This is a genomic window from Amycolatopsis sp. NPDC000009, assembly GCF_055563465.1.
Genome location: NZ_JBVHDI010000003.1, coordinates 311,329 through 337,596, shown reverse-complemented (window position 1 = coordinate 337,596; position 26,268 = coordinate 311,329). Strand labels below are relative to the sequence as shown.

At 68.9% G+C, this 26,268-nt stretch carries 21 protein-coding genes; 5 read left to right on the top strand and 16 right to left on the bottom strand.

Annotated elements, in window-relative coordinates; genetic code table 11:
* Window positions 1-26 precede the first annotated feature (26 nt).
* The 3 genes from ACZ3HL_RS11475 to ACZ3HL_RS11465 all read left to right on the top strand — a co-directional run bounded on the left by ACZ3HL_RS11475 (window position 27) and on the right by ACZ3HL_RS11465 (window position 5,902).
* A complete protein-coding gene (locus ACZ3HL_RS11475) occupies window positions 27-3,404 on the top strand; it encodes a pyruvate carboxylase (RefSeq protein ID WP_465530431.1) in 3,378 nt (1,125 codons plus the stop codon).
* Window positions 3,405-3,615: 211 nt separating this feature from the next.
* Window positions 3,616-4,410 (top strand): arginase family protein, encoded by a 795-nt coding sequence (locus ACZ3HL_RS11470; RefSeq protein WP_465413774.1) that lies wholly within the window; start codon window positions 3,616-3,618, stop codon window positions 4,408-4,410.
* Between the two features lie 220 nt (window positions 4,411-4,630).
* A complete protein-coding gene (locus ACZ3HL_RS11465; protein WP_465530429.1) occupies window positions 4,631-5,902 on the top strand; it encodes a PucR family transcriptional regulator in 1,272 nt (423 codons plus the stop codon).
* A 10-nt stretch (window positions 5,903-5,912) separates the two neighbouring features.
* On the opposite strand, the gene ACZ3HL_RS11460 is transcribed toward ACZ3HL_RS11465, so the two are convergent.
* From ACZ3HL_RS11460 to ACZ3HL_RS11445, 4 genes are all read right to left on the bottom strand, one after another.
* A complete protein-coding gene (locus ACZ3HL_RS11460) occupies window positions 5,913-7,277 on the bottom strand; it encodes a DUF6801 domain-containing protein (protein ID WP_465413770.1) in 1,365 nt (454 codons plus the stop codon).
* Between the two features lie 16 nt (window positions 7,278-7,293).
* Complete coding sequence (locus ACZ3HL_RS11455; RefSeq protein ID WP_465413768.1) at window positions 7,294-7,914, bottom strand: DUF6801 domain-containing protein; 621 nt, start codon at window positions 7,912-7,914, stop codon at window positions 7,294-7,296.
* A 16-nt stretch (window positions 7,915-7,930) separates the two neighbouring features.
* On the bottom strand, window positions 7,931-8,536 hold the full coding sequence (locus ACZ3HL_RS11450) for a DUF6801 domain-containing protein (RefSeq protein ID WP_465413766.1): 606 nt from the start codon (window positions 8,534-8,536) through the stop codon (window positions 7,931-7,933).
* A 69-nt stretch (window positions 8,537-8,605) separates the two neighbouring features.
* Complete coding sequence (locus tag ACZ3HL_RS11445; protein WP_465413764.1) at window positions 8,606-9,232, bottom strand: DUF6801 domain-containing protein; 627 nt, start codon at window positions 9,230-9,232, stop codon at window positions 8,606-8,608.
* Window positions 9,233-9,577: 345 nt separating this feature from the next.
* Here ACZ3HL_RS11445 and ACZ3HL_RS11440 point away from each other — a divergent pair, with 345 nt between their 5' ends.
* Window positions 9,578-10,495 carry an RCC1 domain-containing protein gene (locus ACZ3HL_RS11440; protein ID WP_465414144.1) on the top strand — a complete coding sequence of 306 codons (918 nt, stop codon included), beginning with the start codon at window positions 9,578-9,580 and terminating at the stop codon, window positions 10,493-10,495.
* Between the two features lie 53 nt (window positions 10,496-10,548).
* On the opposite strand, the gene ACZ3HL_RS11435 is transcribed toward ACZ3HL_RS11440, so the two are convergent.
* From ACZ3HL_RS11435 to ACZ3HL_RS11380, 12 genes are all read right to left on the bottom strand, one after another.
* The gene (locus ACZ3HL_RS11435; RefSeq protein WP_465530427.1) at window positions 10,549-11,250 is read right to left on the bottom strand and encodes a hypothetical protein; all 702 of its coding nucleotides are present in this window, start codon (window positions 11,248-11,250) and stop codon (window positions 10,549-10,551) included.
* Between the two features lie 37 nt (window positions 11,251-11,287).
* Window positions 11,288-11,857, bottom strand: coding sequence for a hypothetical protein (locus ACZ3HL_RS11430; protein ID WP_465530425.1), 570 nt, complete (start codon window positions 11,855-11,857; stop codon window positions 11,288-11,290).
* Window positions 11,854-12,357, bottom strand: a complete 504-nt coding sequence (locus ACZ3HL_RS11425) for a hypothetical protein (protein WP_465413758.1) — start codon at window positions 12,355-12,357, stop codon at window positions 11,854-11,856. The genes ACZ3HL_RS11430 and ACZ3HL_RS11425 overlap by 4 nt, the downstream gene beginning before the upstream one ends.
* On the bottom strand, window positions 12,342-13,535 hold the full coding sequence (locus ACZ3HL_RS11420; RefSeq protein WP_465530423.1) for an MCE family protein: 1,194 nt from the start codon (window positions 13,533-13,535) through the stop codon (window positions 12,342-12,344). The genes ACZ3HL_RS11425 and ACZ3HL_RS11420 overlap by 16 nt, the downstream gene beginning before the upstream one ends.
* Window positions 13,535-14,590: an MCE family protein gene (locus ACZ3HL_RS11415; RefSeq protein WP_465530421.1), complete on the bottom strand. Its 1,056-nt coding sequence runs from the start codon at window positions 14,588-14,590 to the stop codon at window positions 13,535-13,537. The genes ACZ3HL_RS11420 and ACZ3HL_RS11415 overlap by 1 nt, the downstream gene beginning before the upstream one ends.
* Window positions 14,590-15,582, bottom strand: coding sequence for an MCE family protein (locus tag ACZ3HL_RS11410; RefSeq protein WP_465530419.1), 993 nt, complete (start codon window positions 15,580-15,582; stop codon window positions 14,590-14,592). The genes ACZ3HL_RS11415 and ACZ3HL_RS11410 overlap by 1 nt, the downstream gene beginning before the upstream one ends.
* On the bottom strand, window positions 15,579-16,568 hold the full coding sequence (locus tag ACZ3HL_RS11405) for an MCE family protein (protein ID WP_465530417.1): 990 nt from the start codon (window positions 16,566-16,568) through the stop codon (window positions 15,579-15,581). Before ACZ3HL_RS11405 ends, ACZ3HL_RS11410 begins: the two co-directional genes overlap by 4 nt.
* Complete coding sequence (locus ACZ3HL_RS11400) at window positions 16,565-17,572, bottom strand: MCE family protein (protein ID WP_465530415.1); 1,008 nt, start codon at window positions 17,570-17,572, stop codon at window positions 16,565-16,567. Before ACZ3HL_RS11400 ends, ACZ3HL_RS11405 begins: the two co-directional genes overlap by 4 nt.
* The gene (locus ACZ3HL_RS11395; protein WP_465530413.1) at window positions 17,569-18,834 is read right to left on the bottom strand and encodes an MCE family protein; all 1,266 of its coding nucleotides are present in this window, start codon (window positions 18,832-18,834) and stop codon (window positions 17,569-17,571) included. The genes ACZ3HL_RS11400 and ACZ3HL_RS11395 overlap by 4 nt, the downstream gene beginning before the upstream one ends.
* On the bottom strand, window positions 18,831-19,682 hold the full coding sequence (locus tag ACZ3HL_RS11390) for an MlaE family ABC transporter permease (protein ID WP_465413744.1): 852 nt from the start codon (window positions 19,680-19,682) through the stop codon (window positions 18,831-18,833). The genes ACZ3HL_RS11395 and ACZ3HL_RS11390 overlap by 4 nt, the downstream gene beginning before the upstream one ends.
* Window positions 19,682-20,476, bottom strand: coding sequence for an MlaE family ABC transporter permease (locus tag ACZ3HL_RS11385; RefSeq protein ID WP_020630757.1), 795 nt, complete (start codon window positions 20,474-20,476; stop codon window positions 19,682-19,684). The genes ACZ3HL_RS11390 and ACZ3HL_RS11385 overlap by 1 nt, the downstream gene beginning before the upstream one ends.
* 592 nt (window positions 20,477-21,068) lie before the next feature.
* Window positions 21,069-22,064: an LLM class flavin-dependent oxidoreductase gene (locus ACZ3HL_RS11380; RefSeq protein WP_465530411.1), complete on the bottom strand. Its 996-nt coding sequence runs from the start codon at window positions 22,062-22,064 to the stop codon at window positions 21,069-21,071.
* A 164-nt stretch (window positions 22,065-22,228) separates the two neighbouring features.
* Here ACZ3HL_RS11380 and ACZ3HL_RS11375 point away from each other — a divergent pair, with 164 nt between their 5' ends.
* Window positions 22,229-26,035 (top strand): nSTAND1 domain-containing NTPase, encoded by a 3,807-nt coding sequence (locus ACZ3HL_RS11375; RefSeq protein WP_465530409.1) that lies wholly within the window; start codon window positions 22,229-22,231, stop codon window positions 26,033-26,035.
* The last annotated feature ends 233 nt before the right edge of the window (window positions 26,036-26,268 follow it).

Sequence of the window (26,268 nt, the reverse complement as noted above, 5' to 3'; positions counted from 1 at the left end):
CCGATCCGATGATGGGAAGGACCGGCATGTTCCGCAAGGTACTGGTCGCCAACCGGGGCGAGATCGCCATCCGCGCGTTCCGCGCCGGATTCGAGCTCGGCGCGGGCACGGTGGCTGTGTTCCCGCACGAAGACCGCAATTCGCTCCACCGGCTGAAGGCCGACGAGGCCTACGAGATCGGCGAACCCGGTCACCCGGTGCGGGCCTATCTGTCGGTCGAGGAAATCGTGGCGGCCGCCAAGAAGGCGGGCGCAGACGCCGTTTACCCCGGCTACGGCTTCCTCTCCGAGAACCCGGACCTCGCGCGCGCGTGCGAGGACGAAGGCATCACCTTCGTCGGACCGAGCGCGGACATCCTCGAACTGACCGGCAACAAGGCCCGCGCGGTCAAGGCCGCGCGCGACGCGGGCGTACCGGTCCTGGGTTCCTCCGAACCGTCCTCCGACGTCGACGCGCTGATCGCCGCCGCCGAGGAGATCGGCTTCCCGGTCTTCGTGAAGGCCGTCGCCGGCGGTGGCGGGCGCGGTATGCGCCGCGTCCAGGACCCCGCCCAGCTGCGCGAGTCCATCGAGGCCGCCGCGCGCGAGGCCGAGTCGGCCTTCGGTGACCCGACGGTGTTCATCGAGAAGGCCGTCGTCGAGCCGCGCCACATCGAGGTCCAGATCCTCGCCGACGGCGCGGGCAACGTGATCCACCTCTACGAACGGGACTGCTCGGTCCAGCGGCGGCACCAGAAGGTCGTCGAGCTGGCCCCCGCGCCGAACCTGCCGTCCGAACTGCGCGACCGGATCTGCTCCGACGCGGTGAAGTTCGCCCGCCAGATCGGCTACCGCAACGCCGGCACCGTCGAGTTCCTGCTCGACCGCGACGGCAACCACGTCTTCATCGAGATGAACCCGCGTATCCAGGTCGAGCACACGGTGACCGAGGAGGTCACCGACGTCGACCTCGTCCAGTCGCAGCTGCGCATCGCCTCCGGCGAGACGCTCGACGACCTGGGGCTGGCGCAGGACAAGGTGTACCTGCGCGGCGCCGCGCTGCAGTGCCGCATCACCACCGAGGATCCCGCCAACGGCTTCCGCCCGGACACCGGGATGATCAGCGCGTACCGCTCGCCCGGTGGCTCCGGCATCCGCCTCGACGGCGGGACCGCGTTCGCCGGCACCGAGATCAGCGCGCACTTCGACTCGCTGCTGGTGAAACTCAGCTGCCGCGGCCGCGATTTCAAGACCGCCGTCGGCCGGGCCCGCCGCGCCGTCGCCGAGTTCCGGATCCGCGGTGTGGCCACGAACATCCCGTTCCTGCAGGCCGTCCTCGACGACCCGGACTTCCGCGAAGGCCGCGTCACGACGTCGTTCATCGAGGAGCGCCCGCATCTGCTCACCGCGCGCCATTCGGCCGACCGCGGGACCAGGCTGCTGACCTACCTCGCCGACAAGACGGTCAACAAACCGCACGGCGAACGTCCGCGCACCCTCGACCCGCAGGTCAAGCTGCCGAAGCTGCCCAAGGGGCTCGAGCCGGCGCCCGGCTCGAAGCAGAAGCTCACCGAGCTCGGCCCGGACGGTTTCGCCCGCTGGCTGCGGGAGTCGCCGACCATCGGCGTCACCGACACCACGTTCCGTGACGCGCACCAGTCGCTGCTCGCCACCCGGGTGCGGACGAAGGACCTCCTCGCGGTCGCGCCGGTGGTCGCGCGGACCACGCCGCAGCTGCTCTCGCTGGAATGCTGGGGCGGCGCGACCTACGACGTCGCGCTGCGGTTCCTGGCGGAGGACCCGTGGGAGCGGCTGGCGAAGCTGCGGGAAGCGGTGCCGAACATCTGCCTGCAGATGCTGCTGCGCGGCCGCAACACCGTCGGGTACACGCCGTACCCCACCGAGGTGACCAACGCCTTCGTCGAGGAGGCGACGGCGACCGGGATCGACATCTTCCGGATCTTCGACGCGCTCAACGACGTCGAGCAGATGCGCCCGGCCATCGAGGCCGTCCGCGAGACCGGATCCGCCGTCGCCGAGGTCGCGCTCTGCTACACCTCGGATCTGTCGGACCCGTCGGAGAAGCTGTACACGCTGGACTACTACCTCAAGCTGGCGGAGCAGATCGTCGGCGCGGGGGCGCACGTCCTGGCCATCAAGGACATGGCCGGCCTGCTGCGGGCGCCGGCGGCGGCGCGGCTGGTTTCCGCGCTGCGCAAGGAGTTCGACCTACCGGTGCATATCCACACGCACGACACCGCGGGTGGTCAGCTGGCGACGTACCTCGCCGCGATCCAGGCCGGGGCGGACGCCGTCGACGGTGCCGTCGCGTCCATGGCGGGCACGACGTCGCAGCCGTCGCTTTCGGCGCTCGTCGCGGCCACCGACCACTCGGACCGGCCGACCGGGCTCGACCTGCAGGCGATCGGTGACCTGGAGCCGTACTGGGAGAGCGTGCGCAAGATCTACGCGCCGTTCGAGGCCGGGCTCTCCTCGCCGACCGGGCGGGTGTACCACCACGAGATCCCGGGCGGTCAGCTGTCGAACCTGCGCACCCAGGCGATTTCGCTCGGCCTCGGGGAGCGGTTCGAGGACATCGAGGCGATGTACGCGGCCGCGGACAAGATCCTCGGGCACCTGGTCAAGGTCACGCCTTCGTCCAAAGTGGTCGGTGACCTCGCCCTGCACCTCGTCGGCGCGGGCGTCTCGCCGTCCGACTTCGAGGCCGAGCCGAACAAGTTCGACATCCCCGACTCGGTGATCGGCTTCCTGCGCGGCGAACTGGGCGACCCGCCCGGCGGCTGGCCGGAGCCGTTCCGCACCAAGGCCCTCGAAGGCCGGGCACGGCCGAAGCCGGTGCAGGAACTGTCCGAAGAGGACCGCAAGGGGCTGGCCGAGGACCGGCGCCGGACGCTGAACCGGCTGCTGTTCCCCGGGCCCACGAAGGACTTCGAGGCGCACCGCGAGCAGTACGGTGACACCTCCGTCCTGCCGTCCAAGGACTTCTTCTACGGCCTGCGGCCGGGCGAGGAGTACTCGGTCGACCTGGAACAGGGTGTCCGGCTGCTGATCGAGCTGGAGGCCGTCGGCGAGGCCGACGAGCGCGGGCTGCGCACGGTGATGTCCACGCTCAACGGCCAGCTGCGCCCGATCCAGGTGCGCGACACCTCGATCGCGTCGGACATCCCGGCGACGGAGAAGGCCGACAAGAGCGACCCGAAGCAGATCGCCGCGCCGTTCGCGGGTGTGGTCACGCTGCAGGTGTCCGAGGGCGACGAGGTCGAGGCCGGTGCGACGGTCGCGACCATCGAGGCGATGAAGATGGAGGCGTCGATCACCGCGGCGAGCGGCGGCAAGGTGTCGCGGCGCGCGATCAACGCCGTCCAGCAGGTGGAAGGCGGGGACCTCCTGCTCGTCCTGGAGTGACGTGGGTATAGCGCGTTATGGGCCCTCTTCCCTCGGCTCGGCCGGGGAAGAGGGCCCTCGCGTACCTGCGAAGAGGCGCCGCTGACGTTGCGAAAGCCACTTTCGCAACCTTCAACGTTGCGAAAGTGGCTTTCGCAACGCGGCGCCTCGATCCGCCCAAGCCCCGGCCGTCCGCTCTCCTCGGACTTGCGGCCGCCGCTAACGTGGACCGGTGCTGATCAACGCCGTACCCCAGTTCCAGGGCGCTCTGACCGAGCGCGCGCCGGAGTTGCCCGAAGGCTGCGTCGCGCTCGCCGAGCTGGCGGGTCACGTGCTAGGCGTGCCGGTGCACCACATCCGGCAGACCCGGGAGACGTCGCCCGCGGTCGACGGCATCGCCAACCGCGCGGTGCTCACCGGTGCGAATCGCGCCGCGCAGCTCGCCGCCCTCGAAGCGCCGGGCGGGCCGGTGCTCACCATCGGCGGGGACTGCGGCGTCGAGCTGATCCCGATCGGGGTCGCGCGCTACCGCTTCGGGCCGGGGCTCGGCGTCGCCTGGTTCGACGCGCACTCCGACCTCAACACCGCGGAGACGTCGCCGTCGGGCGCGTTCCACGGCATGGTGCTGCGGTCGCTGCTCGGCGAGGGCGATCCGGAGTTCGCCGCGAACCCGCCCATCGAACCCGGCCGCGTCGTTCTCGCCGGGACGAGGGCCTTCGACGACGCCGAGCGGGCCGCGGTCGAACGCGGGCTCGTCGTCGAGAGGGCCGACGTCGCCGCCGGGCTGGCCGGCGCGGAGAAGGTCTACGTCCACCTCGACCTCGACGTGCTCGACCCGGCGGAGTTCGACGGGCTGAACTATCCGGAGCCCGGCGGCTTGACGATCGAGCGTCTGGTAGCGATGCTTCGCGGGCTGAGCGGCTTCGAGGTCGTCGGCGCGGGGATCACCGAATGCGCCGGTACCGAGGTCCGGGTGCTGGAGCCCGTGCTCGAAGTACTCGGGGAATTGCTCACCGGAAAACAGTGACGCTCCGTATTCATCGGCCGTTCGTACGTACCGCGCGAGGCGTTTGCCGGGCACTTGTCATCAAAATTCAGGGATGACCCGTGATTTTGTCACGATGGTGACAAGAAATCGGTTTCTTCTGCGATAGGTGACACATTTACGAGCGACATCGCGATGTGTTCGTTGTCACCCCACGACGATCGTGGGATGTCGGGACGCTGGGCGGAGCAAAGGAGCTGCGATGTCGGTGGAGCGCGGAATCGAACACGCTGCGCAGCCCCCTGCGGCACTTCCCCGCAAACTCGCCGACATTTTGCGACCGGAACTGGGCAGTCTCGCCAACGAGATCGTCGACGAGATCCGGGCGACCATCCCCGCGTACGCGCGCCCGCTCGACGGGCCGTACGGGAAGTCGATCCGCGCGGGCGTCGAGTACGCGATCACGTTGTTCGTCGCCCAGATCGCGGATCCCACCGTTTCCAAGGAGCAGTCGCACGAGGTCCACCACCGGCTCGGGCAGAACGAGATGCGGGAAGGCCGCAGCCTCGACACCCTCCAGTCGGCGTACCGCGTCGGTGCCAGGGTCTCGTGGCGGCGCATCATGCGGGTCGGCCGCCGCAGCGGTCTCTCGTCCGCGGTGATGTCGCAACTGGCCGACGCGATGCTCGCGTTCATGGACGAACTCGCGTCCGTCGCGCTGGACGGGTACCTCGAAGCGAAGGCGCGCACGGCGGGGGCGCTGGACACCTGGCGCCGCAAACTGCTCCACCTGGTGCTGGAAACCCCGCCCGCGCCGTCGAAGGCGATCGCGGAACTCGCGCAGCTGACCGGCTGGACGGTGCCCGAGCGCGCGACGCCGGTGGTGCTGCATCCGATCGGCGAAACCGTCAGACCCCGGCGGCACAACGCCGTGGATTCGGACGTGCTCGCCGAACTCGACTGCGCCGAGCCGCGTGTGCTCGTCCCCGGCGAGATCTCCGTCGCCCGCCTGGCCACCTTGCAGGCCGCGCTGCCGGACTACCGGCTCTCGATCGGCCCGTGCCGTCCGCTGGACTCCGTCGCCGATTCCCTCCGCTGGGCGCGCGATGCCCTGTATCTGTCCGAACGCGGCATCATCCAGGCCCGCCGGGTGATCCGCGCCGAAGAACACCTCGCCACCCTGCTCGTGAACGCCGACGCCGCGCTGACCTGTCAGCTGCGCGACCGTCTGTTCGCTCCGCTCGTGGAAATGACGGGGAAACAGCGGGAACGGCTGCTCGAAACCCTTCGCGCCTGGTTGGACAGCCAGGGCAACGTCGTCGACATCGCCGAGCGCCTCCAGGTGCATCCGCAGACCGTCCGGTACCGCATGCGGCAGTTGCAGGCGACCTTCGGCGAGCACCTGCGCGACCCGGGGGCACGGTTCGAGATGGAGCTCGCGCTGCGGGCCGGTGTCGCGCCCGCCGGTTGTCCTTTGCCGGAGGTGCTTCCGGCGCCGCGCAAGAGTCCACAGTGGACGCCGAGCGGGCCGTAGCGCCCCGCTGTCAGCGGCGCGCCGCCGGCGGCTCCGCGTTCGGGCATTTGCGGACGTCGTCCCAGGGCAGGCCGACCTGGTTGACCCCGACGCACGCCTGGTTGCCCGGCCCCGAGCCCATTCCGCTCAGCAGGGAGTCGAGGTCCTCCTTGACCCCGCAGCCGGAGAACGTGGGCAGGGTGAAGCCCCGATAAGCGGGATCCGGGTCGTTCGGATCCGTCCGCAGCACGCCGCCGTAGCTCACGTCCCAGTTCGGTCCGCGCAGGTTCAGCACGATCGGCTCACTGGTCATGCAGTTCGAGCCGACGTCGAGGGCGACGCCGTTGACGGTCACGTCCTTGAACTTCCCGAACACTTCGAGCCGGGTGGTGGCCGTCGTCGTGGTGTCCCCGTGGAGCTGGCCGTCGACGTCGATGACGTTGTTGCCCGTCTTGTAGTCGGGCGGCAGGAGTTCCAGCGTTCCGTTGATCGGCACGAAACCGAAGCCGAGGATCGTCACCTTGCTCGGCGGCATGATCGTGGAGCCGGTGAAGCGATGTGGCGGTTCCATGTACACGTGCCAGAAGGCGTTGAAGATGAACGAGGGCGTCAACCGGACGACCGCGCCCAGTTTCGCCACCGTCGAGAGGCCCTGCGTTTCGAACGGCAGCAAAGGCTGCACGAAGATCGGCTCACGTTCGTCGTCGGCGTCCTGTGCTTTCGCCTCGGCCGCGGGCTTCTTCCCGGGTTTCGCGTCGCCGGGTTTCGCGGCCTCCATCTTCAGGAGCGTGATCTTGCCCAGTTCGGTGTCCTGATCCGGCGCCTGCGTGCAGGTGACCGGCTTCACCGGCGGCTCTGCGGCCGGGACGGCGGTCAGCGCCAGGGACGGAGTGCCCGTGGTGAGGCGGAGTTCGCCGGGGAGGGTGACCACGATGTCGGGCACCTTGCCCTTCGCGACCAGCTTCAGCTCACCGGTGGCGGGGACCTTGGTCGCCGGGATCTCGAGGGCGACCGGGACCTGGCTCTTCTTGTCCTCGCGCGTGGCCGTGAGCTCGATCGTCGCCGCACCGGCCACTTCCGTGAGGCCGCCCAGTGTTCCCTCGGGGAGGGTGAACGTCAGGGAGAAATCCTTGACCTGTAATGGTTTTCCCGTGGGGACGACCATCGGCAGGATGGCCTGGACCGCCATCGGCACCGGACGTTCGCCGACCGGATCCGGGAAGACGCAAGTGTTCCCCAGGGTTTGCCGGGCCGGCGCGGCGCCCTGCAGCGGCGTCTCGGCGGTCGCCGGATCGGTCGCCGCCGAGGAGGCGAGCGCCCCGTGCGCCCCCGCCAGCAGGATCACGCCCGCCAGTACGGGAAGCCTCCCGAGTGTCCGGCGAACCTGCTGCGTCATCTGGCTTCCTCTCCTGTCACACGACCGGGACAGCCGGGGCGAACGCGCGGTTCTGCGCCGGGTTCGTGTTCTTGACCGTACAGTTCAGCGTCCACGGATCCCAGCTTCCGTCGCGCTTGTGGAAATCGAGTTCGAGCTTGAACGTCGTGCCGAGCGCCAGCACCGCCGAACCGGGCGCTCCCGCGGTGAAGGCCGGCACGGAAGTGGCGGTGTCCTGTGCGAAGCCGACCGTGCGCGGCCCGGGTACGTAGGGGGTGATCTGCTCCGGCACGTTCAGTGCTGCCACGGTCGCCGATGCGGGGGTGACGTTCGTACCGGACAGCGGGGCGGTGGCGCGGCCGCGGACCCCGTCGTAGTTGGCGGCGCTGAAGATCGTCGCGTTGTGGAGGGCGCTGAAGGTCGCGGTACCCGCGATCGTGTCCGGGGTGAACGTGCCGCCGGCGGCCACCGTGCCCGGGCCGTCGAACCTGGTCGTGATGTCGAGCGGCTGCTGGCCGATCATGGGGAATCCGCACAGGTACACGACGACGCCGGTGGCATGCGCGGTGGCGGCCGATGCCTGCCCGGTGGTGAGCGGGGAGAGTGCCGCTACCAAGGCGGCGAAGACCGCGCTCATCCGCCGGACCTGCTGTCTCACAAGGCTTCCTCTCACGTCAGGTGACCGGGATCGCCGGGGCGAACGTCCGGTTCTGCGGCGGGCTGGTGACCCGCACGGCACAAGCGACCTGCCACGGCATCCACGAGCCGTTCCGGTCGCGGAGTTCGAGAACGAAGCTCAGCGGCGTACCGAGCGCGAGCGTCGCCGTCCCGGGTGATCCGGCGGTGAAGGTGAGCACTGCGCTGCCCGGGTCTTCCACGAGGTACGCCGTGAAGGGCGCGGCGAACGGGCCGGGCACCTCGGGCAGCTTCATGGTCACGGTGCTCACCGGGGGCGGGAACACGTTCGTCCCGGTGATCGGTGCGGCCAGTCCACCACGGATACGGTCGAAACCGGCGTTGAAGAGGGCGACGGCGGCGGCGTTGAAGGTCATGGAACCGGTGAATCCGGCCGGGGTGAAGCCGCCGCCGCTCGGCACGGAATCGGGGCCGTGGAAGGACATCGTGAGGTACACCGGCTGCGCGCCGACACCGGGAAGGTTGCAGGAGTAGGTGAGGGTGGCGGTGGAGTGGTCCGTCGCCGCCGCGGCCGTGGGTGCCGCGAGAACGCCGGACACGAGGACGACGGTGGCGGCGGCCAGCCTGCCGAGCGCTCGTCGCATGCGGACTCCTTCCACGGACGCGGGGTGACCCGTGCGGGGCGGGCGTCCCCGCCCCGCACGGGTGGTTCATCAGGTGACCGGGATCGCCGGGCTGAACGCCCGGTTCTGCGCCGGGTTGGTGTTCTTCACGGTGCAGTTGAAGTTCCACGCCGTCCAGGTGCCGTCCTTCTTGTGGAAGTCCAGCGGCGCGTTGATCGTGGTGCCGAGGGAGGCGGTCGCCGAACCCGGCGTGCCCGCGGTGAACGTCGGGACGCCGGTGCCCGCGTCCTGGACGATGTTGAACGTCCGCGGTCCCGGCACGTACGGGTTGATCTGCGTCGGAACGTCCAGGTTGGTCACCGTCGCCGAAGCGGGCGAGGCGTTGGTGACCGTGACCGGCATGTTCGCCTTGCCGCGCACGCCGTCGTAGTTGGCGGCGTTGAGCAGCGCGTTGATGGTGGCGTTGATCGTGGCGGAGCCCCCGACGGACGCCGGGGTGAAGGTGCCGCCGGCGGCGACCGAGTCCGGGCCGCTGAAGTTGGCCTTCACGTCCAGCTGCTGCTGGCCGATACCAGGGAAGTTGCACATGTAGGCGACGGTGCCGGTGGCGTAGGTGGTCGCGGCCGCGGCCGTTCCGGCGGTGAGCACGGCGACGGCGCCGAACACGATGCCGGTGGTGGCGACGCCGGCTGACAACTTGCCAAGTCTGCGGGACATACCTGTCATCTCCTTTGATCCAGTTTACGTCTCGGGCGGCTTTCCCCATGCGCCTTTCGGCGGATTCTTCTGATCAAATATGCTCGACTCGAGCGGCTTTCTCGGTGGTGGGGTAAACCGAGGTTACCCGCGAGTTATGTACGTAACAAGGATTCATGTCGACATGTTTCATGGTCGGTGAGAGGCCCGTTCTTTCTTGTCAGTGGACGCTGAATGCGATTATGAAGTTTGTCCGGCGATGACAAAGAAGCCGCCGGCCGGCGGAACCGGGTTAACATTTCCCGCATGGCTTCTGTCAATCGACGACCCGCGACACGGCGCGTGACGAGTACCGCGATAGCCGTAATGATCGCCACGGTTTCCCTTTCCGGCACCGCGCACGCCGCGCCCACCGGCGAACCGCGGCCATGGGGGAGCAACGACTATCAACAGGGGCAGGGCACCGTGCCCGTCTCGGCCTTCGGCGCGACCGCCGTCTCCGCGGGCTCGCTCACCCATCTCGCCCTCAAGGACGGCGGCGTGCTCGCCTGGGGCAACAACAGTTACGGCCAGGCCACCGTGCCCGCCGCGGCGACGTCGGGCGTCTCGGCGATCGCGGCGGGCTGGGCGCACGGACTCGCGCTCAAGAACGGCGGGGTCATCGCGTGGGGCAACGGTTTCTACGGCCAGAACGTCGTCCCGGCCGCCGCCACCTCGGGGGTCACGGCCATCTCCACCACCGCGTACTTCAATCTCGCGCTCAAGAACGGCGGCGTGCTGAGCTGGGGTTCCCGGACCACCGTTCCCCCGGCGGTCTCCTCGGGCGTGACCTCGATCGCCGCGGGTGTCGACCACGGCCTTGCCATCAAGAACGGTGGCGTGATCGGGTGGGGCAGCAACTCGAAGGGCCAGATCACCGTGCCGACGGCGGCGTCGTCGGGGGTGACGGCGATCGCGGGCGGATTCCGCCACAGCATCGCGCTCAAGAACGGCGGTGTCATCGCCTGGGGTGACAACACCTACGGCCAGTCGTCGGTGCCGCCCGAAGCGCAGTCCGACGTCGTCGCCCTCGACGCCGGCTACAACCACAACGTCGTGCTGAAGGCGGACGGGAGTGTCTTCGCCTGGGGCAGCAACCTGAAACAGGAGAGCCGGGACACCAGCTCGGAGCCGCCGATGGACATGTGGAAGTTCTCGGGCGTCTGTGTGCCGGTCTACGCCGTTTCCGCAGGTGACGGCACCGGTGTCGCGCTGGTCGACCCGGCCGCTCCGCAGTTCTGCTGACGGTCTCGTGAGTGGTAAGGACGGTTCTAACCGTCCTTACCACTCACGAGGTCTTAAGACAGGTTCGACTTCATGCTCAGGTTGATCGTGTTGTCGGGACCGGAGATCAACGCCCCCAGCGCGAGGTCGTTGATGAAGCAGTCCTTGAACTCCGGGATGGTGAACGTCCCCGAGGACGGGATGCTCGGCGCGAACAGGTCGACGTTCTTCGACACCAGGGTCAGGTCGAGCGGTTTCACGGTCTTGCAGGCGTTCGGCACCGTCGGGAGCGGGATGACCGGCCAGAACAGGCCGACGACGATGTTGTCGATCAGCATGTTCGCCTGCGAGTGGGTGGTCAGGTCGCCGTTGGCGAGCGTGCCGGTGACCGGGCCGGTCGGCTCGATCCGCACGCGGGCCTTGATCTTGAAGACGCCCGAGACCAGCGAGATGTTCGCGGTCGACGGCGGCAGGGCGAGATCGCCCCGGATGCCGACGTTGTCACCGTCGATGACGAGGGCGCCGTCGAGCTGGCCGGGGCCGAGGTCGAGGGTGCCGCCGGTCTTCTTCACCGTGGTCTTCCCGGTGACGGTGTAGGAGACCGGGATCTCCACCGGGTCGTCCGCCAGGGCGGGGGTCGCGGCGAGGCTGCCCGCCATGGCGAGCGCGGAAGTGAGCGCGACGACCGTGCCGAGACGACGACGGGCTGTTTTAGGGGGAACCGTTCGACCGAGCTGTGTTGATGTGTTCTCGGCGGGGGAACGTACCTCGAACATGATTCTCCTCGTTTTCTCTCCTGGTTTACAAAGCGGATTACCTGGGGATGAGGTCGGTGATGACCCAGTTGTCGCCTTCGCGTTCCGCGGTGATCGAAAGCTGGGCCGCGGCCGTTGTCGAAGAATTGTTGTCGGCCCGGGTGGCCGCTTGATCGAGGAATACCAGCAGTCTCGCTTTACCGTCGCCGAGTTCCTGGACGGCGGATGAGGAGACGCGGGTGGTGAGAACCAGTTTCTGCGCCGGAGCCTTTTCCCGGACTTGCGCGAACAACTGGTTGTAGGACTCCAGTGCCTTGCCTCTGAGCACCGACGCCGCCGCCTTTTCGGTGGCGTCGGTCCGGTCGTAGGAATAGGAGAAGATCTTGTCGAGCGCCACGGTCACCGCGGAGTTCACCTCGGCGGTCGCGCCGACGTCGGTGAGCGCGGTGTTGGCCGCCGACGGCGCCGCCGAGATCGTCTTCGCCTCCAGCGTGAACCACACCCCGGCCGCCACCAGCACGGCCGCCGCGACCAGCAGGATCAACGGCGCCTTCGGTCGCCGCGACGGCTTCCCGGCGACGGCCTCTTCTTCGACGACCTCGGTTTCGGTTTCGGCGGTGGCGGTCATCGCGCACCCACCGGCAGCTGATCGAGCGCGCTGAGCTTCCAGCCCTCGTCCGTCCTGGTCAGCCCGGCGGCGAACCGGTTGCGCTTCGTCGTCGGTGCCGCGCCCTCCTTCGCCATCGTGATCTCCACCGACGCCAGCATCTTGGCCGTTCCCGCGTGGTCGTCCAGTTCGCTGATCGCCGCGTCGAGCACCTTGCCGGTCGAGACGGTCGCGTCCTGGGTGAGCGTCCGTTTCGTCGCGTCGTCGGCCTTGCCCAGTTGCTCGCGCAGCGGGCCGGTGGACGCGGCGAGCCAGTCGGCGATGCCCTGGTCGACGCGGTGGTGGTCGAGGCTGGTGAGCCGGGCGACGAGTTCGCGCCCGGACTTCAGGGCTTCGTCGCGCGAATTCCCGTAAGCCACGGCTTCGGAACCCGTCGCGGTGAACCAGGTGTACCCGGCCCATCCCGCGAACGCGCAGGCCGCGGCGAACACGGCGATCGCGATCTTCAGTTGCGCAGCCACAACATCTCCTCGAGGCTGGTGGACGTCGGCTGGCCGTCGGCGCCGAAGCCGCCGGGGATCGCGGCGGGCGGGACCCCGCCCTTCGGCGCGTTCTGCGAGCCTCGGACCGAACTCGCGTTGCCCTTTTCGAGCGTGCACGCGGCACCGGTGTTGAACGGCAGCGGCGAGAGATCCCTGCTGTCGCGGACCGTCGTGTCCTCATAGCCCTTGGTGCACGGCATCGGGTCGAAGAACGTCAGGACCAGCCCGATCTTCCCGGACCGCTCGTCGACCGCGGCGTCGACCGCGGACACCGCCTTCGGGGTGTTGATCAGCAGCTGCCGGAGGCCGTCGGTGCGGGCGGAGAACACGTGCGACGTGGTGAGCAGGTTCGCCAGCAGGATCGGCAGGCCCGGCTCGTTGTCCCGCAGCAGCCCGGAAAGCTGGGTGGCCGCGTCCGGCGCCGTCGCGATCAGCCGCCGCAGGTCACCGTCCGAACGGGACAGTTGCTCGGCGAACTGCTTGGCGTTACCGCTGAACTGCCGCCACGCCTGCGACGAGTCGACCTGCGTCTTCAGCACGGTCGAGCCGTCGGTGATCAGCTTCTCCGTCTGCGGCAGGTGGTCCGCGGCCTGTTTCGTGAAGTCGGTGGTGGAGTCCAGCAGCACCTGCAGGTTCGCGCCGGAACCGCGCAGGGCGTTGTCGAGTTCGTCGACCACGGTCCGCAGATCCTCGGTCGGCACGGACGCGGTCAGCGAGTCCAGGTCGGTCAGCAGATGCTGCACCGGCAGCGGAACGGCCGTCGCCTCGCGCGGGATGACCGACCCCTCGGCGAGGTACGGCCCGTCGCCGGTCCGCGGCTGGAGGTCGACGAACTGCTCGCCCACCGCTGACCGGTTCGCCACGACCGCCCGCGAGTTCGCGGGGATCGGCGGCGCGTCGTCGTCGATCAGCAGATCCGCTTCCATCCCGCCGTCGGTGAGCCGCAGTTCGCCGACCCGGCCGACGGCGACGCCCCGGTAGGTCACCTCGCCGTTGGTGAACAGGCCCCCGCCGTCGGTCAGGGCGAGCTTCACGGTGTATCCGCCCGCCCCGAATAGCCGGCCGAGCCCCGCGTAGCTGGCACCGACGAACGCCGTCGTCGCCAGCGCGAGGATGACGAACGCGATGACCTGGATCCGGACACGGGTGGTGAGCATCAGCTACCTCCGGAGGACGGCAGCGGCAAGGTCGGGAGGTCCGGCGGAACCCCTTCGCCAGGCGGCGGGAGTTCGACGCCCGGCCCGGGGATGACCGAGGCGTAGACGTTCAGATAGTCGCCCTTGATGCCGTCGCGGACGGCGTCGGTGAACGGGAACGTCGGCAGGATCTCCAGCGATTTGGGCAAGGCCTCGCCGGCGTCGGCCAGCCGCTTGAGGATCGGCGCGAGCGCGGTGAGGTCCGCGACGAGATCGGCCCGGCTCTTCTTGATCACGTCGACGCCGACGCCGGAGAGCCGGTCCAGCGCCTGCAACATCGAGACGAGCTGGGTGCGCTGGTCGGCAAGGCTCTGAAGACCGGGGGTGAGATCGGTGAGCGCACCCTCGACCTGCTTCTTCCGGTTCGCCAATGTGGCCGAGAGCTGGTTGAGCCCGTCGAGCGCGGAGGTGATGTCGGAGCGGTGCGTGTCCAGGTTGGACACCAATTGCTCCACCGTGGACAGGAAGGAGCGGATCTCCTCCTCGTTGCCGTCCATCACCTTCGACAGCTCCCGGTTGATGGTCTGCAACTGGCCGATCCCGCCGCCGTTGAGCAGCAGCGACAGCGCGCCGAAGATCTCCTCGAACTCCGGGTTGCGGTTCGTGCTCGCGACCGGGATCACCGCGCCCTCGCCCAGCCTGCCCTCGGCCTTCGCCGCGCTCGGGGCCAGTTCGATGAACTTCTCACCGAGCAGGCTGGACTGCCGCAGCCGCGCGATGGCGTTGGCAGGCAGGTGGACGTCGCCGTTGACCGCCAGGACGGTCTCGGCCGTCCAGCCGTCTTCGCCGAGCTTGATCGTCTCGACCCGGCCGACCGGGACGTCGCCCACCTTCACCGCGGCCTGCGGCACCAGGTCGAGGACGTCGGCGAACTGCACGGTCACCCGGTACGGATGGTCGCCGATGTCCGCGCCGCCGGGCAGCGGCAGGTCGTAGACGCCCTTGAAATCCGAGGAGCACGCGGTGAGCGCGACACAGCACGCGGCGAGCACGGCGATCTTCCGGTTCGCGGCCATCAGCGCCCCCCGGTGTAGGTGTCGCCGGCGACGGGCAGCGGGAGCGGGGCGTATTCGAGCATGTTGCCGCGGCTCTGCAGCTTGCCGGTCTTCGGGTCGACGGCTTCGAGCACGTTCGTCACCGCCAGCGGGATCGTGTCGAGGGTTTCGGCCAGCGCGGCGCGTTTGTCGACCAGCGTCCCGGTGGTCAGCGCGAGTTTGTCCACATTGGACTTGATCAGCGCGCGGTTGTCCTTGATGAACTGCTGGATCTCCGCCAGCGCGCCGCCGAGGCCGTTGAGCGCGCGAGCGAGCTCGTCCTTGTTCTGCGCCAGCGTCCCGGTCACCGAGGCGAGCTGCTTGTTGACCTCGCTGACGTTCCGGTCGTTGGTCGCCAGCATCGAGGTGAACCGCTGCAGTTCGTCGACGGTGGCGAACAGGTTCTGCGAGTTCCCGGACAGGGTCCTGGCGAGGTCGGCGAAGTTGCGCACCGACTCGTTGAACGGTTTGCCGTTGCCCTGGAGGTTCTTCGCGCCGGTGCGCAGCAGCTCCGAAAGCGCGCCGTCGGCGTTCGCGCCCTTGGGGCCGAGCGCCTTGGCGAGCGTGTCGAGGCTGGAGTAGAGCTGGTCGAGTTCCACCGGGGTTCCGGTGCGCTCGACCGGGATCACCGCGCCGTCGTTCAGCCGGTTCCCGGTGCGGGTGAGCTTGGTGAACTGGACGTAGCGGTCGGCCACCACACTGGGCGCCACGACCAGGACGTTCGTGTCGGCGGCGATCGGGGTCGACCCGTCGACGGTCAGGACGACCTTGACCCGTTCTCCTTCGGGGTCCACCGATTCGACCTGGCCGACGCGGACGCCGAGCACCCGCACGTCCGATCCGCTGTAGACGCCGACGGCGCGCGAGAAGTACACGGTGACGCGGTCGAGCCCGTTACCGGAGAAGATCCACCAAAGCCCGCCGACGACGGCCAGCGCGAGCACGAGCGCGAGGGTGACGAATCTGCTGATCACCGGCCACCTCCCGGGATCGGCGGGGTGCAGGGATCCCGGTTCTCCGGGATGAGTCCGCACAGGTAGCCGTCGACCCAGCGCCCGTTGCCGAGCGAGTTGTTCACCACGCGGAAGTACGGCGCGGCGAGTTCGAGGCTCTTGGCGAGATTGTCGTTCTGCCGCTGCAGGATGTCGGTCACCTCTCCGAGCTGGCTGAGCGCTCCGCCGAGCTGGTCCTTGTTGTCCCGCACCAGCCCCGAAAGCTGGGTGGCGAGCTCCTGCGAGCCGGTCAGCAGGTCGTGGATCGCCTGCCGCCGCTTGTCCAGTTCGGTCAGCAGCAGGTTGCCGTCCGAAAGGAGTTTGGCGAAGTCGTCGTTCGAGTTCGCGAGCGTCGTGGTGAGGCCGTGCGCGTTGGACAGCAGGCTGGCGAGCTCGTTGTCCCTGGAGGACACGGTCTTCGACAGCGAGGTCAGCCCTTCCAGCGCCTTCTTGATATGCGCGGGCGAGTTCTTGAACGTGTCGCTCAGCGTGGTGAAGCTCTCCGCGAGCTGATCGGTGTCGATGGCGCCCGCGGTGTCGGCCAGCCCGTTGAACGCCTCGGTGACGTCGTACGGCGTCACGGTCCTGGTGCGCGGGATGACCTGCTTCGGGTTCTGCACCGACTCGCCGGTCGGGCGCAGGGCGAGGAACTTCCGGCCCAGCAGGGTCTTGATCTTGATCTCGGCGGCGGTCCGGTCGCCGATCCAGGCGTCCTTGACCCGGAAGCTGACCACCACGTGGTCTTCGGCGAGCCGGACGTCGCTCACCTCGCCGACCTTGATCCCGGCGATGCGGACTTCGTCGTCCTGCTGCAGCCCGGCCGCCTCGGAGAATTCGGCCTGGTACGTGGTCCCGGAGCCGATGATCGGCAGGTTCTCGTAGTTGAGCGTCGCGGTCAGCACCGCGGCCGCGACGGCACTGCCGACGAGACCGACGACGATCGGGTTCCGCTCCTTGAAGGGTTTCACGACGTGCACCTCTCCGCCGTCGCCGGGACCCCGCGCGGAGGCTTGGTCTGCAGGACGGCCGAGCACAGGTAGAAGTTCATCCACGTTCCGTAGGAGCCGATCCGCCCCAGGTCGTTCAGCTTCCCCGGGAGGACGGTGAGGAAGCGGTCGACCTCGGCCTTGCCGGTCTCCGTCGTCAGCTGACCGGCGAGCAGGCCCAGTCCTTCGATGCTGTCCTTGAGCGGCTTCCTGCCCTGTTCGAGCAGGCCGGCGGTGGCGGTGGTGAGGTCCGCGAGCCCGGACACGGCCTCCCCGATCTCGGTGCGGTCACCGGCGAGCCCGGCCACCAGCTCCTTCAGCGTGGAGACCAAAGTGGACAGTGCGTCGCCCTTGCCGTTGATGCTCTTGAGCACCGTGTCCAGATTCGTGATCACGTCACCGATCACCTTGTCGCGGCCGGCGAGCGTGGTGGTCAGCGAACCGGTGTGCGCCAGGAGGCTTTCCACCGTGCCGCCCTCGCCCTGCAGTACCTGGACGATCTCGCCGGAGAGCTGGTTGACGTCCTTGGGCGACAGGGCCTGGAACAGCGGTTTGAAGCCGTTGAACAGTTCCGTGAGATCCAGTGCCGGCGTCGTCCGCTCCAGCGGGATCTCGGCGCCGGGCTCCAGGAGCTCGGGGGTGCCCTTGCCGCGTTCGAGCGCGATGTAGCGCTGGCCGACCATGTTGCGGTACTTGATCACCGCGGTCACGTCGGCGGGCAGCCTGCGCTGGGAGTCGAGGGAGAACCGGACGCGGGCCAGGCTCTGGTCGGCGATCTCGAGTTCCTCGATCTGGCCGACCCGCACCCCGGAGATCCGGACGTCGTCGCCGACGTTGAGAGACGTCGCGTCGAGGAACTTGGCGCTGTAGGTCTTCGTGTCACCGAGGCCGGTGTTCGTGATGGACACCGCCAGCAGCACCGTGGCCAGCGTCGTGACGACGACGAAGATCAGCCCCTTGATCAGCGGGCTCACGAAGTTCCTCATCGCAGCGTCACCTCCGTGCCCCGGTAGAGCGGGCCGACGAGCACGCTGCCCCAAGCGGGGACCTGCGCCGCCGGGACACCGATGGACGGCGCGACGAGCGTGGAGATCAGCTCCCGTTCCTGCGGCGAGTTCGCCAGGCCGAGGTCGCCCTGTGCGCCAGGGAGGGCCGCCGTCCGCTCACCGGTCGCCACGATCCCTTGGCTCATCAGGCCGTTCGTCGGGTAGCAGCGCGGTTCCCCGGCGGCGTTGTAGACCGGGTCGTCCTTGCCGGGCACGTATTTGCCCCGGGGCTGGCTGACGGTGATCTCCGCGTGGAGGCCAGGTTCGTCGGTCCCGGCGCCCAGCACCCTGTCCATCTGCGGTTTCAGCTCGGCCATCGCGCGCAGTGTGCAGGCGAAACTGGGCGAGTACTTCGCGGCGACCTCCAGTGGTGCGCGGCTGTCGGCGGCGAGCGCGATGATGTTGGCGCGGTTGTTGGCGAGGAACGTCGTGACCTGCTGGGAAGACGACGTCACCTGCTGGTACACCGACGCCAGTTCGGCCCGTTTCTCCTTGACCGTGTCGAGCGTGACGGCCGAGGCGCTCAGCGCGTCGAGCAGATCCGGCGCGATGTCGCCGTACAGCTTCGAAACCGTGGCGAGGTCGCGGATGTTGTCGTTCAGCTTCGGCAGGTTCGGGTTGAAGTCCTTCAGATAGGCGGCCGCCGTGGCGAGCGTGTCGCCGATCTGGTCGCCGCGGCCTTCCAGCGCGGTGGCGACGGTGGTCAGCGTGGTCGCGAGTTTCTGCGGTTGGACGGCTTTGAGCAGGGGCAACAGGTTGTCGAAGACGCGTTCCAGCTCGATAGCGTTAGCCGACCGGTCCTGCGTGATCACGTCGCCCGCCGCCAGCGGCTGCGCCTTTGATCCGTCCGGAATGGACAGTTGCACGTACCGCTCACCGAACAACGTCTTCGGCACGAGCAGCGCGGACACGTTCTTGGGCAGTTTCGAGACCTTGCCGGGCTCCATGGCCAGGTCGATCTCCGCGCCGCCCGGCGTCGCGCGGACGTCACGGATCTCGCCGACCACCACGCCACGCGCCTTGACCTGCCCGCCCTGGCGCAACTGGTTGCCGACGCGGTCCGCCTGCAGCGTCACCGGCACGGAGTCGACGAAATCCTTCCGGTAGATCTTGATCGACAGCAGCACGAGGGCGGACATCACCACGAGGAACAGCACCCCGGCCGTCCTGACCCCGGCTTTGCGCAGCCCGCGCCTGCTCATCCGGCCACCTGCACCGTCGTGGTCGCGCCCCAGATCGCGAGGCTGAGGAAGAAGTCCAGCACGCTGACCGCCACGATCGCGGTCCGCACCCCGCGGCCGACGGCGACGCCCACGCCCGCCGGGCCGCCGCTCGCGCGGAAGCCGTAGTAGCAGTGGGCGAGCACGATCACGACGCTGAACACCAGCACCTTGCCGAACGACCAGAGCACGTCGCCCGGGGGCAGGAACAGCAGGAAGTAGTGGTCGTAGGTGCCCGCGGACTGGCCGTAGAACCAGACGGTGATCTGGCGTGACGCGAGATACGAGGTCAGCAGGCCGATCGCGTACAACGGGATGACCGCGAGGAAACCCGCGATGATCCGCGTGGTCACCAGGTACGGGACGCTGGGGATGCCCATCACTTCCAGCGCGTCGATCTCCTCGGAGATCCGCATGGCGCCCAGCTGCGCGGTGAAACCGCAGCCGACGGTGGCCGACAACGCCAACCCCGCCACGAGCGGCGCGATCTCGCGGGTGTTGAAGTACGCGGAGACGAACCCGGCGAACGCCGACGTGCCGACCTGGTTGAGCGCCGAGTACCCCTGGAGCCCGACGACCGTGCCGGTGAACACGGTCATCCCGATCATCACGCCGATCGTGCCGCCGATGACCGCGAGCGCGCCGCTGCCGAAGCTGACTTCGGCCAGCAGGCGGGTGATCTCGCGGAGATAGCGGCGCACCGCGCGCGGCACCCAGGCGAGCGCCTTGAGGAAGAAGAGGATCTGGTCGCCGAGCGTGTCCAGGAACCCGAACCGGCGATCGACCGCTTCGCGGACCCGCGCCGTACGCGTGGGGGAAGTCGTGACCATCAGCTGCCCTTCGCCGGGACGAGCTGCAGGTAAAGCGTCGTCAGCACGAGGTTCAACAGGAACAGGAGGAGGAACGTGATGACCACGGATTGGTTCACCGCGTCACCGACGCCTTTCGGGCCGCCTTTCGGATTGAGCCCTCGATAAGAGGCGACGATCGCCGCGACGAAACCGAAGATGACCGCCTTGATCTCGCTGATCCAGAGGTCCGGGAGCTGCGCGAGCGCGGAGAAACTGGCCAGATACGCACCCGGTGTCCCATTCTGCATGATGACGTTGAAGAAATAACCGCCGAGGACGCCGACCACGCTGACCATTCCGTTGAGGAACGCGGCGACCCCCATCGCGGCGAGCACCCGCGGCACGATCAGGCGCTGGATGGGGGAGACCCCGAGCACCTCCATCGCGTCGATCTCCTCGCGGATCGTGCGGGACCCGAGGTCCGCGCACATCGCCGAGCCGCCGGCGCCCGCGATCAGCAACGCGGTCACGATCGGGCTGGCCTGCTGGATGATCGCCAGCACGCTGGCCGCGCCGGTGAAGGACTGCGCGCCGATCTGCGCGGTCAGCGAACCGATGTGCAGCGCGATCACCGCGCCGAACGGGATCGCGACCAGCGCCGTCGGCAGGATCGACACACTCGCGATGAACCAGAACTGCTGGATCAGTTCGCGGGCCTGGAACGGCCGCCGGAAGGTCAGGCGGACGACGTCGAGGCCGAGTGAGTAGAGCCTGCCGGTCTCCCGGATCGCACCCGCGCCGGGGAATGAGGGTGCGTTAGTCCGGACGCCCACGCCGACCCTCCCGTTTTCCGGGCACGGCGAATACACCCCAGCTTGCGCAATTCCTTTGCTCCGAATGGCGGAACGGAATCGTTGAATAGGGTCAACGGGGTGTTACCGTGCAGTTTGCTACTGGTCGGTACGCTAATCACGCGCCTGCCTGGTGACAAGAACTTCGGTGTGATCAAGACGTCACGTCCTGGTAACCGGAGAATTCTTGTTCTTTTGTGACAAAGGCGCGCGGGGGTCTTGTCCGTTCTTTCGCGTTCGGTGACGCGTTGGTCCATTCGTGGCGCGGGCTTGGTTGGTGCCAAGTCCGTGAAGGCCTCCTTGAGGGACTCAGGGTCCCTCAAGGAGACCTTCACGGAACGGGCAGCGTTCAGGGGACGGCGAGGCTCGGGTGAGCGGTGTTGCGAAAGCCACTTTCGCAACCGTCAACGTTGCGAAAGTGGCTTTCGCAACGTGGCCGCCGGGTTGGCGCGCCCGGTTCGCCGTGCGGCATCGACGGTCATGGCAGGAATCTTCGCTCGCCCGAGCCGAACGTCCGTGAAGGCCTCCTTCCCTACCTTGAGCGTAGGGAAGGAGGCCTTCACGGCGCCCGGCGTCAGCGCGCCAGTTCGGCGACCAGTTCGTACGACCGCACCCGGTCCGCCTGGTCGTGCACCATGGTCGTGATCATCAGCTCGTTCGCGCCCGTGTCGGCCAGCAGGGTCTCGAGTCCCTTGTGGACCGTCTCGGGCGAACCGATGATGCTGCTCGCGGCCCGGTCTTCGATGAACACGCGCTCGATGTCGGTGTACGGGTAGGCCGCGGCGTCTTCCGGCGTCGGCAGCGGAATGGGGCGGCCCTTGCGCAGGCTGAGGAACGTCAGGCCGCTGGGGGCGGCGAGGTACTGCGCGCGCTCGTCGGTTTCGGCGGCGACCACGGAGACGCCGAGCATCACGTACGGCTCGTCGAGGACGTCCGACGGTTTGAACGAGTCGCGGTAGAGCGCCACGGCGGGGAGCGTGTTCTCGGCGCTGAAGTGGTGCGCGAACGAGAACGGCAGGCCCAGTTCGCCCGCCATCCGCGCGCTGAAGCCGCTCGACCCGAGCAGCCACACCGGCGGCTTGTTGCCTTCGGCGGTCACGGCGTTGACGGCGCGCTGGTCGGAGTGCTCGAAGTAGGCCAGCAGCTCCGAGAACTGCTGCGGGAAGTTCTCCGCGGTGAGCCCGCCGGGGCCGCGCAGCGCCAGCGCGGTCCGCTGGTCGGTGCCCGGGGCGCGCCCGATGCCGAGGTCGATCCGGCCGGGATGGAACGCCTCCAGGGTGCCGAACTGCTCGGCCACCACCAGCGGAGCGTGGTTCGGCAGCATGACCCCGCCGGAGCCGACCCGGATGCGTTCGGTGGCGGCCGCGACCTGGCCGATCATCACGGCGGTCGCGGAGCTCGCGATACCGGGCATGTTGTGGTGCTCGGCGAGCCAGTACCGGTGGTAGCCGAGGGCTTCGGTCCGGCGCGCGAGGTCGAGGGTGTTGCGCAGCGAATCCGCGACACCGCCTCCGGCCACGACGGGCGAGAGGTCGAGCACGGACAGCGGGATGTCAGGCAGAGAGGTCACGCATCGGTACAACGCCGCGGGCCCCCGATCCCTTCCCGCACCTGTCGATCGATCGAAATTAACCGACTCGATGTACCCGGTACTCGGCGGAGTTCCCCCGTTTCCACGGTACGGTTGCCCCCTAATGCGAGCGTGGGAAAACCACTGAAAAGAAAGGATTGAGGGTGCCGCGTCCGGAACGACCGCTGGACCCCGGGGACGATCCGTTGCTGGGGTTCGCCGCCGATCTCCGCCGGCTGCGGGAGAAGGCCGGAAATCCGACGTACCGGGAGCTGGGCAGGCGTGCCCACTACTCCGCCGGCACCCTCTCCGAGGCCGCCGGCGGGAAGAAGATGCCCAGCTTGGCGGTCACGTTGGCCTACGTCCGGGCGTGCGACGGCCCAGAGGAGGAGTGGGAGGCGCGATGGCACGACGTGACCGAGCGGACGCGCGCCGGAGTCGACGATTCACCGGTTACCCCGCTGAATGGGGAATCGGTCCCTTATATCGGCCTTGCCGCATTCGGGCCGGATGACGCGAGCCGATTCTTCGGTCGCGAACGACTTGTCGGAAAACTCGTCACGCGGCTTTCGAACCAACGATTCTTGGCCGTTCTGGGGGCTTCGGGTTCCGGTAAGTCGTCCTTGCTCCGGGCGGGTCTCCTCCCGGCCGTCGCCGAGACCTCGGTCACGCTGCTGATGACCCCCGGATCGCGGCCGCTGCAGGAATGCGCCGTCCAGTTCGGCGCCGCGCTCGGGCTCGCCCCGGGCGGGCTGCTCGCGGAGTTCACCGGCCATCCCCGCAACCTCGGCCTCGCCGCCCGTCAGCTGGTCGCCGACCGCGAGGGCGACGTCGTGCTGGTCGTCGACCAGTTCGAGGAGGTCTTCACGCTCTGCCAGGACGCCGACGAACGGACGGCCTTCCTGTCGGCGCTGGTCACCGCGACGACCGAGCCGGAGAGCCGGACCAGGGTCGTCCTCGGCATCCGCACCGACTTCTACACCCACTGCGCGCGGCATCCCGAGCTGGTCGAGGCCATGCAGGACGCGCAGATCCTCGTCGGCCCGATGAGCACCGAGGAGCTGCGGCAGGCCATCTCACGGCCGGCGATCGACGCCGGGTACCGCGTCGAGAACGCGCTGGTCTCGCGGCTCGTCGCCGACGCGACCGGGCAGCCCGGCGTGCTGCCGCTGCTCTCGCACGCCCTGCTGGAGACCTGGCGCCGCCGCCACGGCAACACCCTCACCCTCACCGGCTACGAGTCCACCGGCGGGATCGAACGGTCGGTCGCGCAGACCTCCGAGCACACCTTCACCGCGCTGACCGAACACCAGCAGCGGCTGGCGAACCAGATCTTCCTGCGGATGACCGCGCTCGGCGAAGGCACCGAGGACACCAAACGCCGCATCACCCGCGACGAGGTGGACACCGACGACCCGGACGTCGCCGTCGTGCTGGACAGGCTGGCGTCGTCGCGGCTGGTCACGCTCGACGACAACGGCATCGAGATCGCGCACGAGGCGCTGATCCGGGGCTGGCCGCGCCTGCGCGAATGGCTCGCCGAGGACCGTGAGGGCCTGCGCGTGCACCGCCAGCTCACCGAGGCGACCGACGCGTGGGAATCCGTCGGCCGCGACGACGGCTGGCTCTACCGCGGCACGCGGCTGGCCATCGCCAGGGAGTGGGCGGAGGAGCACGACAGCGCGCTTTCCCAACGTGAACGCCGGTTCCTCGAGGCGAGCGCCGCGATCGAGAACCACGAGCAGGCCGTCGCCCGGCGCCGCACCCGGCGGCTGCGTCAGCTGGTCGCGCTCCTGGCCGTCCTGCTGGTGCTGGCGACGGCCGCGATGGCGTACGCCGTCCGTGCCGAGCAGACCGCGACAGCCCAGCGCAACAGCGCGCTCGCGCAGAAGGTCGCCGGGCAGGCCATCGAGATGCGGACGACGAATCCGGCGCTGGCCGCGCAGCTCGCGCTGGCGGCGTACCGCGTCGATCCGAGCGTGGACACCCGCGGCAGCGTGCTCGGGATGTTCGAGTCGCCGTACTCGACCCGCGTCCGCGGGCACGGCCATCGCGTCAACGCGACCGCGCTGCGCGGCGACGGCCAGGTGATGGTCACCGGCAGCTGGGACCAGACGGCCAAGCTGTGGGACGTCAAGGATCCCCATCGCCCGAGCGAGCTGGCCACGCTGACCGGGCACACCGGCAACGTCAACTCGGTGTCGTTCAGCGCCGACGGCACCGCGGTCGCGACGGCGGGCTGGGACAAGACCGCGCGGCTCTGGAACGTCGCCGATCCCGCGAAACCCGGGCCGGGAGTGCTGGTCGGGGAGCATCCGAGCCGGGTCAACGCGGTGGCGTTCAGTCCGAAGGCGGCGGTGCTCGCCACCGCCGACGGCGACGGCACGGTGCGCCTGTTCGACGTCCGCGATCCCGCGAAACCCGTGCTCGCGGCCACGCTGCCCGGGCACACCGGCAACGTCAACGGTCTCGCCTACGCCCCCGACGGGCGGACGCTCGTCTCGGCAGGCGCGGACAAGACCGCGCGGCTGTGGGACGTCGCCGACCCGCTTCAGGCCAAGCCCCTCGGAGTGGTGAGCGGGCACACCGCCGGGATCCACTCCGCGACGTTCAGCCCGGACGGCCGGACGCTCGCCACCGCGAGCATCGACCAGACGGCGCGCCTGTGGAACGTCGCCGATCCGATGGCGCCGTCGCCGCTGGGGACGACGGCCGCGCACAAGACCATCGTGCGGTCCGTGGCGTTCAGCCCGGACGGGACGACGCTGGCCACGACCGGTTTCGACCGTGCCGCCCGGCTGTGGGACGTGACCGATCCGGCGAATCCGCGCGAGAAGCCTTCGCTCGTCGGGCACACCGCGGCCGTGGTCTGGGCGGTGTTCTCCCCGGACGGCCGCACGCTCGTGACCGCGAGCGACGACCAGACGGTGCGGATGTGGGATCTGCCGGGTCCCGCGATCAGCGGTCCGTCGAGGTCGGCCTGCCGGGCGGTGTTCAGCTCCGACGGGAAGCTCCTGGCCACCGGCAGCCAGGACGGCGTGGTGCGCCTGGTCGACGTCTCCGACACCCGCAATCCGCGTGAGATGGGCAAGGTCGCGGGCTTCGGCCAGGGCGTCTGCGGTCTCGCGTTCAGTCCGGACGGGCGGACGCTCGCCGCCGGCTCCTGGGACCACACGATGCGGCTGATCGACGTCGGTGATCCGCACAAGCCGGTCGACATGGGCGTCTTCTACCGGCCGTCGGAGGAGATCGACCCCGTCGCGTTCAGCCCGGACGGCCGGACGCTCGCGACCGCGGGTTCCGGGCATACCGTGAAGCTGTGGGACGTCTCCGACGTCCGGCGGCCCGTCGAACTCGCGACGCTGGCCGGACATGAGGACGACGTCCATTCGATCGCGTTCAGCCCGGACGGCCGCACCCTGCTCAGCGGCGGATGGGACCACACCGCCCGGCTGTGGGACGTCTCGATGGCGAAGCCACTCTCGGTCCTGAAGGGGCACTCCGACACGGTGTTCTCGGTCGCCTACAGCCCGGACGGCAAACTCGCCGCCACCGGCAGCGCGGATCGCACCGGCAGGCTCTGGGACGTGACTGATCCGGCGGCCCCGCGCGAGGCGGCACTGCTGGCCGGGCACACCGACAACGTCATCTCGGTCGCCTTCAGCGGGGACGGGAAGACGTTCTCGACCGGCAGCTACGACCGGTCCGTGCGACTATGGGACGTCTCCGATCCGGGATCCGTCCGCGAATCGGCGAACCTGACCGACGACGTCGACCGGGTCAACGCCGTGGCGTTCGCCCCCGATGGGCACACGCTCGCGGGTTCGGTCGCGGACGGCAGCGTGCGGTTGTGGGAGACCAGCCCCGAACGGGCCGCCGAACGCATCTGCGCGACGGTGTACCCGCGGATCACGCCGGACGAGTGGGAACAACACCTGCCGGGGCTCGATTACCGGCCTCCGTGCCCATGACCACGGCCGATACGTTGTTCGGCGTTGTTGTTCGGTGGATTCGCCGTGACACCGAACAACGAAGAGGCGCTAGAAATACCCCTGGACGTGCGATGCGTCCCCACATCGTTCACTCACCGGGGGTCTGAAGGGCTCCTTCAGGGCATTCACCAGTGTCCTGAAGGAGCCCTTCAGCTTTTTTCGCCTCTGATCACGCGAGTTACGCCTTCAAGCACGCGAGTTACGCCTTCAAA

Excerpts from the sequence above, each read along its gene's own strand:
- ACZ3HL_RS11415 (WP_465530421.1), bottom strand. The coding sequence starts at position 14,590 with ATGGCCGCGAACCGGAAGATCGCCGTGCTCGCCGCGTGCTGTGTCGCG.
- ACZ3HL_RS11445 (WP_465413764.1), bottom strand. The coding sequence starts at position 9,232 with ATGTCCCGCAGACTTGGCAAGTTGTCAGCCGGCGTCGCCACCACCGGC.
- ACZ3HL_RS11465 (WP_465530429.1), top strand. The coding sequence starts at position 4,631 with ATGTCGGTGGAGCGCGGAATCGAACACGCTGCGCAGCCCCCTGCGGCA.
- ACZ3HL_RS11430 (WP_465530425.1), bottom strand. The coding sequence starts at position 11,857 with ATGACCGCCACCGCCGAAACCGAAACCGAGGTCGTCGAAGAAGAGGCC.
- ACZ3HL_RS11400 (WP_465530415.1), bottom strand. The coding sequence starts at position 17,572 with ATGAGGAACTTCGTGAGCCCGCTGATCAAGGGGCTGATCTTCGTCGTC.
- ACZ3HL_RS11475 (WP_465530431.1), top strand. The coding sequence starts at position 27 with ATGTTCCGCAAGGTACTGGTCGCCAACCGGGGCGAGATCGCCATCCGC.
- ACZ3HL_RS11440 (WP_465414144.1), top strand. The coding sequence starts at position 9,578 with ATGATCGCCACGGTTTCCCTTTCCGGCACCGCGCACGCCGCGCCCACC.
- ACZ3HL_RS11395 (WP_465530413.1), bottom strand. The coding sequence starts at position 18,834 with ATGAGCAGGCGCGGGCTGCGCAAAGCCGGGGTCAGGACGGCCGGGGTG.
- ACZ3HL_RS11435 (WP_465530427.1), bottom strand. The coding sequence starts at position 11,250 with ATGTTCGAGGTACGTTCCCCCGCCGAGAACACATCAACACAGCTCGGT.
- ACZ3HL_RS11420 (WP_465530423.1), bottom strand. The coding sequence starts at position 13,535 with ATGCTCACCACCCGTGTCCGGATCCAGGTCATCGCGTTCGTCATCCTC.
- ACZ3HL_RS11450 (WP_465413766.1), bottom strand. The coding sequence starts at position 8,536 with ATGCGACGAGCGCTCGGCAGGCTGGCCGCCGCCACCGTCGTCCTCGTG.
- ACZ3HL_RS11460 (WP_465413770.1), bottom strand. The coding sequence starts at position 7,277 with ATGACGCAGCAGGTTCGCCGGACACTCGGGAGGCTTCCCGTACTGGCG.
- ACZ3HL_RS11390 (WP_465413744.1), bottom strand. The coding sequence starts at position 19,682 with ATGGTCACGACTTCCCCCACGCGTACGGCGCGGGTCCGCGAAGCGGTC.